The organism is Streptomyces sp. SBT349 (genome assembly GCF_001083795.1).
Classification (GTDB): Bacteria; Actinomycetota; Actinomycetes; order Streptomycetales; family Streptomycetaceae; genus Streptomyces.
The window spans coordinates 1-11,168 of record NZ_LAVK01000262.1; the positions used below are offsets into that span (position 1 = coordinate 1).

At 73.9% G+C, this 11,168-nt stretch carries 1 protein-coding gene and 1 pseudogene; both read right to left on the reverse strand.

From position 1 onward, the window contains the following. Positions 1 to 2,803, reverse strand: a pseudogene (locus ADY01_RS26030) (type I polyketide synthase); the annotation flags it as partial. A 47-nt stretch (positions 2,804 to 2,850) separates the two neighbouring features. Beyond that, positions 2,851 to 11,168, reverse strand: an 8,318-nt coding sequence (locus ADY01_RS26035; protein ID WP_049578384.1) for a type I polyketide synthase, incomplete at its 5' end; no start/stop codon positions are given.

An 11,168-nucleotide genomic window follows, 5' to 3' on the forward strand; every position in this document is an offset into this window, starting at 1 on the left:
GCGGTGGCGGGGCGCTCTCACCACCGCTCGGGCCACCGGCGGGTTGGAGCCAGTAGCGCTGGCGCCGGAAGGCGTAGGTGGGCAGGGCGACGCGGCCGGCGCCGGTGCCGGCGAAGACGCGGTGCCAGTGGACGGGCAGGCCCCGGGTGTGGATCTGCGCCAGGGCGGTCAGGAGGGCTTGTTCCTCGCCCTGGTTGGTGCGGCCGCAGGGGGCCAGGGTGGCCGCGGCCGGGTTGGTGAGGCCGTCGCGGGCCATGGCGGTGAGCGTGCCCCGGGGGCTGACCTCGATGTAGAGGCCGATGCGGTGGGACTCCATCCAGGCCAGCGCGTCGGCGAAACGGACGGTGGAGCGGAGGTTCTCGACCCAGTAGTCGGGGGTGGACATCTGCCCGGGTTCGACGGGCCGTCCGGTGACGGTGGAGACGATGGTGATGCGTGGCTCGGCGTAGGCGAGGCCGGTGACGGCGTCCTTGAAGTCGGCCAGCATCGGCTCCACCAGGGGGGCGTGGGAGGCGTGCGACACCCGGATGGGGCTGATCTTGATCCCCCGCTCGGCCAGGGCCGCGGCGGCGCGTTCGACGGGCTCGCGGCTCCCGGAGATGACGGTGACCTCGGGGGTGTTGACCGCGGCGACCGCCACGTGGTCGTTCAGCACGTCGGCCAGCGCGGTCTCGCCGGCCTGCACGGCGAACATGGCCCCGCGCTCGGGGAGCCGCTGCATCAGCCGGCCGCGTGCCGCGGCCATCCGGCAGGCGTCGGGCAGCGGCAGGACTCCGGCGGCGTGGGCGGCGGTGATCTCGCCCCCGGAATGCCCGGCCACGGCGTCGGGTTCGACCCCCCACCACCGCAACAGGTGCAGCAGGGCGGTCTCGAAGGCGAACAGGGCGGGCTGGGTGAACAGCGTCTCGTCCAGCAGGGCCGCGCGGGGGTCGTCGGGGGCGGCGAGGATGACGTCCCTGACGGAGTGGGGGGTGTGACCGGCGCCGACCAGCTGCTCGTCGAGCAGCTCGCAGACCTCGTCGAAGGTCCGCGCGAAGACGGGGAAACGGTCGTGGAGTTCGGCGCCCATGCGGGGGCGCTGGACTCCCCCTCCCGGGAAGAGGACGGCGGTCCGGCCGGGGCGGGCCACGCCGCGGACCACCTGCGCGGCCGGCTCGCCCGAGGCGAGGGCGGCGAGCCCGGCGAGGGCCTGATCGCGGTCACGGGCCAGGACCACGCCGCGATGCTCGAGCGAAGCCCGGGTGGTGGCCAGTGACCACCCGATGTCGGTGGTCGAGGCGTCGGGTGCGGCCCGGACGTGATGGCTGAGGCGGTCGGCCTGCGCCGCGAGCGCCTGCGGGGAGCGGCCGGAGATCACCCAGGGCACGGTCAGGATGCCGGGCTCCTCGGTACCGGGGAACTCGCGCGTATCGGGCGGGGTGGTGCCGGTCGCCTGGGTGGCGGGGGCTTCTTCCAGGATGATGTGGGCGTTGGTGCCGCTGATGCCGAAGGAGGAGACCCCGGCGCGGCGCGGCCGGCCGTGGTCGGGCCACGGCACCGGCTCGGTCAGCAGCTCCACCGCACCCGCCGACCAGTCGACGGCCGGGGAGGGCTCGTCGACGTGCAATGTCCTGGGCAGCAGGCCGTGGCGCATCGCCATCACCATCTTGATCACACCCGCCACACCCGCGGCCGCCTGGGTGTGCCCGATGTTGGACTTGATGGAGCCCAGCCACAGCGGCCGCCCCTCCTCGCGCTCCTGGCCGTAGGTGGCCAGCAGCGCCTGGGCCTCGATCGGATCGCCCAGCGACGTGCCCGTCCCGTGCGCCTCCACCGCGTCCACATCCGCCACCGACAGCCGCGCGTTCGCCAGCGCCTGCCGGATCACCCGCTGCTGCGACGGACCGTTCGGCGCGGACAGCCCGTTCGACGCGCCATCCTGGTTCACCGCCGTGCCGCGGATCACCGCCAGCACCTCATGACCGTTCCGCAGGGCGTCCGGCAACCGCTCCAGGAGCAGGGTGCCGACTCCCTCGCCGAAGCTGAACCCGTCGGCGTCGGCGGAGAACGCCTTGCACCGGCCGTCCGGGGCGAGGGCCCGTTGCTGGCTGTACCCCACGAAGATCCCCGGGTGGAGCGTCGCCACGACGCCGCCGGCGAGGGCGAGGGTGCACTCGCCGTTGCGCAGCGCCTGGACCGCCAGGTGCAGCGCGACCAGGGAGGAGGAGCAGGCGGTGTCCAGGGTGAGGGTGGGTCCCTCCAGCCCGAGGGCGTAGGCGACGCGGCCGGAGATGACGCTGCCGGCGCTGCCGGTCATGACATGGCCCTCCATGCCCTCGGGCAGCTTGGCGCCGAAGCCGTAGCCGGAGCTGAGGGCGCCGATGAAGACGCCCGTGGAGGTGCCCTTCAGGGAGAGCGGGTCGAGGGCCGAGTCTTCGAGGGCCTCCCAGCAGGTCTCCAGGAGCATGCGCTGCTGGGGGTCCATGGCGAGGGCCTCGCGGGGGCTGATGCCGAAGAGCCCGGGGTCGAAGTCGGCCATGGTCTCCACGAATCCGCCGTGCCTGACGCAGATCTTGCCCGCCCGGCCGGGCTCGGGGTCGTAGAGCGCTTCCATGTCCCATCCCCGGTCGTCGGGGAACGGGGTGATGGCGTCACGGCCGTCGCGGACGAGACTCCACAACGCCTGGGGGGATGTGGCGCCGCCGGGATAGCGACAGCCCATGCCGACGATCGCGATGCCGCCGTTGAGAACGGCTGTCAGGCCCTGGTTCTCCTGGCGCAGCCGCCGGTTCTCGGCCACCGAGGACCGCAGCGCTTCGACGATCTCGTCCACTGACTTGGCCATGAGGCTCTCCGACTGGTGGGTGGGGGTCAGGACTGGTTGTCGTCGAGCGCCGCCTGAACCAGGTCGTCCACGCTCATCTCCGCCACCGACACCTCGTCCGGCTCCCCTCCCTCCTCCGGGATACCGGCGAGCCGCAGCAGGGTGCCCAGCACGCCGGCCTGCTTGATCTGGTCGACGGGGATGGCGGCGATGGCCTGCCGGATGCGGGCTTCCCTGGCCTCCCGGGCATCGGGGGCGTCCTCGTCGCCCCCGGGCCCGAGGTCCGCGGAGAGCTCGGCGCGCAGCTGGATCGCAAGGTCGGTCGGGGTCGGGAAGTCGAAGGTGAGCGTGGCGGGCAGGCGCAGCCCGGTGGCCGCCACGAGCCGGTTGCGCAGGTCCACCGCGGTGAGGGAGTCGAACCCGATGTCCTGGAAGGCGTGCGCCGGCTCCACCTGGTCCGTGGAATCGTGGCCCAGGACGACCGCGGCCTGTCCGCGGACGAGGTCCAGGAGCACGTCGAGCCGCTTCCTCTCGGACAGGCCGGACAGGCGCTGCCGCAGCGCCGAACCCTGGTCGCCGGTGCCAGGCGACTGGACGGCGCGGCGGGCGGGGGTGCCCACCAGGCCGCGCCACAGCGGCGGCAGCATCCCGGAGCCGGCCTCGGCGCGCAGTTGGGCGGTGTCGATCCGCATGGGCACCAGCAGCGGCCGGTCCATGGCGAGTGCGGTGTCGAGGAGGCCGAGAGCGTAGGCCGGAGGCATCGGCACCAGGCCGCCCCGGGCCATCCTGGCTCGGTCGGCGCGCTCCAGGGCGCCGGCCAGGGTGCTCTCCCGCTCCCAGGGGCCCCAGGCGAGCGACATACCGGGCCGGCCCAGAGCGGCGCGGCGCCGGGCCAGGGCGTCGAGGAACGCGTTGGCCGCGGCGGAGCTGCCCTGTGCGGGGCCGCCGAGGACACCGGCGACGTGGGAGAAGAGCACGAACATCGACAGTTCGGCGTCCTGGGTCAGCTCCTGGAGGTTGAGTGCCGCGTCGACCTTGGGCCGCAGCGCCGTGGCCAGCCGCTCCGGGGTCAGCGAGGCGATCATGACCTCGTCCATCGCACCGGCCGTGTGCACCACGCCGGTCAGCGGGTGTTCCGCCGGTATCTCGCCCAGCAGGCGCGCCAGTTCGGCCCGGTCGGCGATGTCGCAGGCGGCGATCCGCACGTCGGCGCCGAGGTGTTCGAGGTCCTCCCGCAGCTCTCGCGCGCCCGGGGCCTCGATACCGCGGCGGCCGGCGAGCAGCAGGTGCCGAACCTTGTGCCCGGTGACGAGGTGGCGGGCCACCAGCGCGCCGACGGTGCCGGTGCCGCCGGTGACCAGCACCGTGCCGTGGGCGCCGTCCCCGGGGGTGGCGGGCAGGGGTTCGCCGCCCCGGCCGGGGCGGGTCAGCCGCGGCACGAGGCCCTGGCCCGCGTGGAGGGCCACCTGGGACTCACCCGCCTCGTAGGCGGCGGTGACGACCCGGGGCAGGGCCGCGTAGGAGGCGTCGTCTCCGTCCACGTCGACCAGGAGGAGCCGGTCGAGGCCCTCGGCCTGCGCGGCGCGCAGCAGGCCGAGGACAGCCGCCTGGCCCGGGTCGGTGAGGTGCCCGTCGGCCCGGGGGGCGACGGCGCCGTGGGTGAGGGCCACCAGGCGGACATCCTGCCGGCGCGAGTCGGCGAGCCAGGTCTGGAGCAGGTCGAGGGCGCCGGTCAGGGCGGCGTGCACGGCCTCGGCGCGTTCGGGATCGGCGGTCGGGGGACACACCCACACCACCACCTCGGGCACGTCAGGTGCCTCGGCCCCGGCGTCGGAAGCGGCCTGGGCCAGCGCCGCCAGGTCGTCGTAGCCGCGGACGGTGGCGCCGCCCCGGGCCGCGGCGGCGGACACGGCCTCCGAGGGGGCGCCGGCGCCGAGGAGCGCCCACCGGCCGGCCGCCAGGTCCGTGGACACGCCCGTGCCGGGCCGATCCGGCGCCTGCCGCGGTGTCCCGCCGAGGGCGGTCCACTCCAGGCACAGCGGAATCTCCCCCGCGGGGGTGAGGGCGGTGAGGATCCGATCGGCGTCGACGGGCCGGGTGGTGAGGGCATCCACCTCCGCCACCGGCCGACCCTCGGTGTCGGTCAGTTCGACACGCAGCGCGTCCTGGTCGTGGCCGGGGCCGGCCGGCGACAGCCGGGCCCGCAGCGCGGTAGCTCCGGTGGCCAGCAGCCGCGCCCCGGCGTAGGCGGCGGGCAGCCGCGCCCGCCCGGACTGGAGCGCGCCGTCGGTGGCGGCCAGGAGCGCCTGCTGCGCGGCGTCCAGCAGCGCGGGATGAACGCCGAAGCGGCTCGCCTCCTCCCGCCACTCGTCCGGCAGCGCGACCTCCGCCAGGATCTCCCCGCCCGATCGCCACACCGCCCGAAGGCCCTGGAAGGCCGGCCCGAAGGCGTGGCCGGCCGCGGCGGCTTCGGCGTAGAAGGACGCGATGTCGACCGGTTCGGCGTCCGCCGGGGGCCAGGGCCGTACGTCGGCTGCGGACGGGTCCGCCGGGTGTGCGGTGGGCGGGAGGAGCGTTCCGGTGGCGTGGCGGACCCAGTCTCGTCGGGCCGTGTCCTCGCCGTTCTCGCCACGGGAGTAGATGTCCAGCGAACGGCGGCCCGTGGCATCGGGAGCGGCGACCCGCACCTGGAGCTGGACCGCGTCCCGCGGCGGCATCACCAGCGGGGCCTCCAGCCTCAGCTGCTCGATGGCGCCGCACTCCGTCTCGTCTCCGGCGCGGACCGCCAGCTCCAGCAGGGCCGTGCCGGGCACCACCGCGGCGCCGGCCACCGTGTGGTCGGCCAGCCAGGGGTGCGTGGGGAGGGACAGCCGCCCGGTCAGCAGGCACTCCTCGCCTCCGGCCATCGGCACCGAGGCGCTGAGCAGCGGATGGTCGGCGGCGGTCAGGCCCGCGCCGGTGACCTTGCCGGGCCCGCCCGCCGGGGCGCCGTCCATCCAGTAGCGCTGGCGCTGGAAGGCGTAGGTCGGCAGCGGCAGGCGGCGCGGGGCGGCGCCGGCGAAGACCGTTGACCAGTCCACGGGGGCGTCGTGGGCATACGCCTCGGCGAGGCTGGCGAGGAACCGGTCCGGGCCGCCGTCGTCGCGGCGCAGGGTGCCGACCACGGCGGCACCGCCTCGGACCCTGCTCTCGCTGCTCGCCTCGGCGCAGTCCTGGATGGCCGCGGTGAGCACGGAGTGGGGGGTGACCTCGATGAACAGTGCGTCGCCCTGGCCGGCCAGCGTGGTGATGACCGGTGCGAAGCTGACCGTCTCGCGCAGGTTGCGGTACCAGTAGTCGGCGTCGAGGGTGGCGGTGTCGAGCGGGGTGCCGGTGACCGTGGAGTAGAAGGTGGCGGCGCCGGTACGGGGGGAGATGCCGGCCAGCTCGGCGACGAGCCGGTCGCGGATGCGCTCGACCTGAACGCCATGGGAGGCGTAGTCCACGGGGATCCGACGCGCCCAGATCCCTTCCTTCTCGCAGTGGCCCATGACCTCGTCCATGGCGCCGGGCTCGCCGGAGACGAGGGTGGACGCCGGGCCGTTGACGGCTGCAATGGAGACCTGTCCCTGCCAAGGCCCGATCAGGACCTCGGCGGTGGGGCGGCCGAGGGCGATGGAGGCCATGGCGCCCTGGCCGGACAGCTCCACCAGCGTCCGGCTGCGCAGCGCCACCACCCGGGCGGCGTCCTCCAGCGACAACCCACCCGCGATGTGCGCCGCGGCGATCTCGCCCTGCGAGTGCCCCACCACCACGTCCGGCCGGACACCCACCGACTCCCACAGACGCGCCAGCGCCACCATCACGGCGAACAACACCGGCTGGACCACGTCCACCCGCCGCAGACTTCCCTCGTCCCCCTCACGCAGGACCTCGGTCAACGACCACTCCACGTGTAGTGCCAACGCGTCGTCGCAGGCGGCGATCGCCTGAGCGAACACCGGGCTGGTGTCGAGCAGTTCGCGGGCCATACCGACCCACTGCGAGCCCTGACCGGGGAAGACCATCACCACCCGCCGGTCACCACCGGGCGCGGCCATACCTGAGGCGGCACCAGGCGCCGTCTCACCAGCCGCCAGCGCCTCCAGGCCGGTCAGCGCCTCCTCCCGGGACCGGGCCAGCACCACACCCCGGTGCTCCAACGCCGCCCGCGTCGTCGCCAGCGACCACCCCACGTCCACCAGCGACACGTCGGCCGCGTCACCGCCGCGCAGGAACTCCCGCAACCGCGCCGCCTGACCCGCCAGCGCCCCACCCGACCGGCCCGACACCACCAACGGCACCAACGGCACCAACCCGACGGTGGCGACCAGCCCGGGGGCGGGGGCCTGGTCCGGGTCTCCGGATTCGCGTTCCGCTTCCGGTTCCACCGGCTCCTCCGGCGGGGCCTGTTCGAGGATCACGTGGGCGTTGGTGCCGCTGATGCCGAAGGCGGAGACGCCGGCGCGGCGGGGCCGGCCGTGATCGGGCCACGGCCGGGCCTCGGTCAGCAGCTCGACGGCGCCGGCGGACCAGTCGATGTGCCCGGAGGGCTCCTCGGCGTGCAGGGTCCTGGGCAGCAGGCCATGCCGCATCGCCATCACCATCTTGATCACGCCCGCCACACCCGCGGCGGCCGCGGTGTGCCCGATGTTCGACTTGATGGAGCCCAGCCACAACGGCGATCCGTCCGGGCGGTCCTGACCGTAGGTGGCCAGCAGCGCCCCTGCCTCGATGGGATCGCCGAGTGTGGTGCCCGTGCCGTGCGCCTCCACCGCGTCGACCTCGCCCGGCGACAGCCGCGCGTTCGCCAGGGCCTGACGCGTCACCCGCCGCTGCGACGGCCCGTTGGGCGCGGACAGCCCGTTGGAGGCGCCGTCCTGGTTCATCGCGCTGCCACGGATGACGGCCAGGACCTCGTGGCCGTTGCGGCGGGCGTCGGAGAGCCGCTCCAGCAGCACCAGGCCGACGCCCTCGGACAGGCCCATGCCGTCCGCGTCGGCCGAGAACGCCTTGCACCGGCCGTCCGCCGCCAGGGCCCCCTGGCTGCTGAAGCTCACGAAGGCGCCGATCTCGATCTGCACGGCGACACCGCCGGCGACCGCCATCGAGCACTCGCCGTTGCGCAGCCCCTGGGCCGCGAGGTGGAGCGCGACCAGCGACGACGAACACGCCGTGTCGATGGAGATCGCCGGGCCTTCCAGGCCGAACGTGTAGGCCGCACGGCCCGAGATCACGCTCGGGGTGCCTCCGGTGATCAGGTATCCCTCGATGCCCTCCTGGGCACTGTTGCGCTGGCCGGAGCAGTATTCGGACCAGCTGCAGCCGATGAACGTCCCGGTCTGACTGCCCTTCACCGAATGCGGATCGATACCGCCCCGTTCGAACAACTCCCAGACGGATTCCAGGATGAGCCGCTGCTGCGGATCCATCGTCAGCGCCTCGCGCGGCGAGATTCCGAAGAGGGCGGGGTCGAAGTCGGCCATGCCGCTCAGGAAACCGCCGCTGCTGACGTAGCTGGTGCCCTGCCGCCGGTCCGGACCGGCGTCCTGGTTGACACGTCCCTCCAAGTCCCAGCCGCGGTCGGTGGGAAAGCCGGAGATCGCGTCCCCGCCCGCGGCGAGCAGCTCCCACAGCTCGTCCGGGGACTCGGCGCCTCCGGGGTAGCGGCAGGACATGCTCACGATCGCGATCGGCTCGTCGGCCACGGTGGCGGCGGTTGTCGCGGGGTCGGCCGTGGGCGCCGCCTCGCCGGCGAGCTCCCGTTCCAGGAAGTCGGTCAGGTTGCGGGGCGTCGGGTGGTCGAAGACGAGGGTGGCGGGCAACTGCAAGCCGGTCTCGGCGGTGAGCCGGTTCCGCAGGTCCACGCCGGTCAGCGAGTCGAAGCCCATGTCCTTGAACGCCCGACCGGACTCGACGGTCTCGGGCGTCTCGTGTCCGAGGACCACCGCCACCTGCGAGCGGACGAGGTCCAGCAGGAAGCGGCTCTGCTCCTCCTGGGAGATCTCGGACAGCTGGGCCCGCAGCGCGTGCGTGTCGTCGTCCTCCGGGCTCGTCTCCTGCTGGACCTGCTGCGCGGCCAGGGTGGCGCGGGCGTCGGGCAGGTCGGCCAGGAACCAGCTGGTGCGGGCGGAGGTGAAGAGGGGTGCGAAGCGCTCCCAGTCGATGGCGGAGATGGCGACGAACGTCTCGTCGTGGTCGAGGACCTGCCGCAGTCCGGAGAGGGCGGTCTCGGCGTCCAGCAGGGGCAGTCCCTGCCGGTTGGCGCGGTCGTAGAGAACGGTGCGCACCGCGGTCTTGGTGTCGTCCGACTCGTTGAAGGCGTTCCACACCCCCCAGGCGATCGAGGTGGCGGTCAGGCCGCGGCGGCGGCGCCGGGCGGCGAGCGCGTCGAGGTGGGCGTTGGCGGCGGCGTAGGCCGCGTGGTCCCCGCTGCCCCAGAAGGCGGCGATGGAGGAGAACAGCACGAAGGCGTCGAGGGAGTCCTCGTCGAACAGCTCGTCGAGCACGTCGGCGCCGACGACCTTGGCCGTGTCGTGCAGTTGGTCCAGGGTGATGTCGGCCAGCGGATCCAGTCCGGCCTGGGTCACGGAGTGGACGACGGTGCGGATCGGCGGAAGCTGAGCGCGTGCGTTCTCGATCAGCTCGGCCATGGCCTGCCGGTCGGTGATGTCGCAGGCGGCGATGGTGGCCTGGACGCCCTGGGCGTCGAGTTCGGCCTTCAGGTCGGCGGCGCCGGGGGCGTCCATGCCACGGCGGCTGACCAGCAGCAGGTGCGCGGCGCCCTCGCGGGCCATCCAGCGGACCAGCTGCGCACCGAGGACGCCGGTGGCACCGACGATCATCACCGTGTCGCGGGGCTGCCACTGGCGTTTCGGCGCGGTCGGTCCCAACGGCGTCCGCGCCATCCGGCGTGCCACCGGTCCCGTGGCGCGCAGCGCGATCTGGTCTTCCTCGGGGGCGGTCAGCAGCTCCGGGAGGCGCTGCCAGGCCGTGTCGTCGTCGCCGATGTCGGGTGGCAGGTCGATCAGGCCGCGCCACAGGCGGGGGAACTCCAGTGCGGCGACCCGGCCGACGCCCCAGACCTGGGCCTGTACCGGATTGGGTGCGGGGTCGCGGTCATCGGTGGCGACGGCGCCCTGCGTCAGGCACCACAGCGGTCCGTCGTCGATCCCCGCGTCGGCCAGCGCCTGGAGGAGGGCGACCGTGCCGGACAGCCCGAGTGCCACTCCGCCCGCCCGGTCGTCGGGTCGTTCGTCCAGGCCGAGGAGCGACACGACACCGACGGCGTCACCTTGTGACGCCTGGGCGAGGGGGATGGCGAGCCGTTCACGGCTGGTGGCGGCGCCGGTGCGGACGCATACGACGTCCGCACCGGCGTCGGCCAGCATGCGCTCGCAGGCCGACACCAGGGCCTCGTCCACGCCCTCCTCGGGGGCGACGAGCAGCCAACGCCCTGACAGGGTCCCGGCCCCGCGACTGGTGGCGGGCGTCCAGACGATGCCGTAGCGCCAGGACTCCAGCACGGATTGCTCGCGGTGCTTGCGGCGCCAGGAGGACAGCGCGGGGAGGACCGCGCCGAGGGAGGACTGCCCGGTCTCGCCCAGTTCCAGGGTCTCGGCGAGCGATGCCAGGTCCTGGCCTTCGACGGCGTCCCAGAAGACGGATTCGACCGGGTCGCCGTTGGCGGATGCCAGGGAGGGGGTGGAGGTGTCGGAGACGACGGGCTCCAGCCAGTAGTGCTTGTGCTGGAAGGCGTAGGTGGGCAGGGCGACGTGGTGTGGGTGGGTGCCGGGGAAGATGGCGTTCCAGTCCAGGTCCACCCCGTGCACGTGAGCCTGCGCGGCGCTGGCCAGGAACCGTGCCATCCCGCCCTGATCCCGGCGCAGGGTCTCCACCACCGCGCACTGAGCCCCCGCCTCCGCCAGCGTGTCACCGATACCGGCGATCAGCACCGGATGCGGACTGGCCTCGATGAACACCCCCGCACCCGACTGCGCCAACGCGGCGACCACCGGAGCGAACCGCACCGGCTCCCGCAGATTCCGCACCCAATACCCGGCATCGAGGGTGGCGGTGTCCACCACCTCACCCGTCACCGTGGAGTAGAACGCCACCCGCGAAGACACCGGCACCACACCCGCCAGGGCCCGCAGCAGCTCCTCGCGGATCTCCTCCACCTGCGGACCGTGCGAGGCGTAGTCCACCCCGATCCGCCGCGCCCACACCCCCTCCACCTCGCACCGCGCCAGCAACTCCTCCACGGCCGCGGTCTCACCGGAGACGACGGTCGACGCCGGCCCGTTGACCGCGGCGGTGGAGGAGTTGCTGGCGCGGTGTGAGGTGG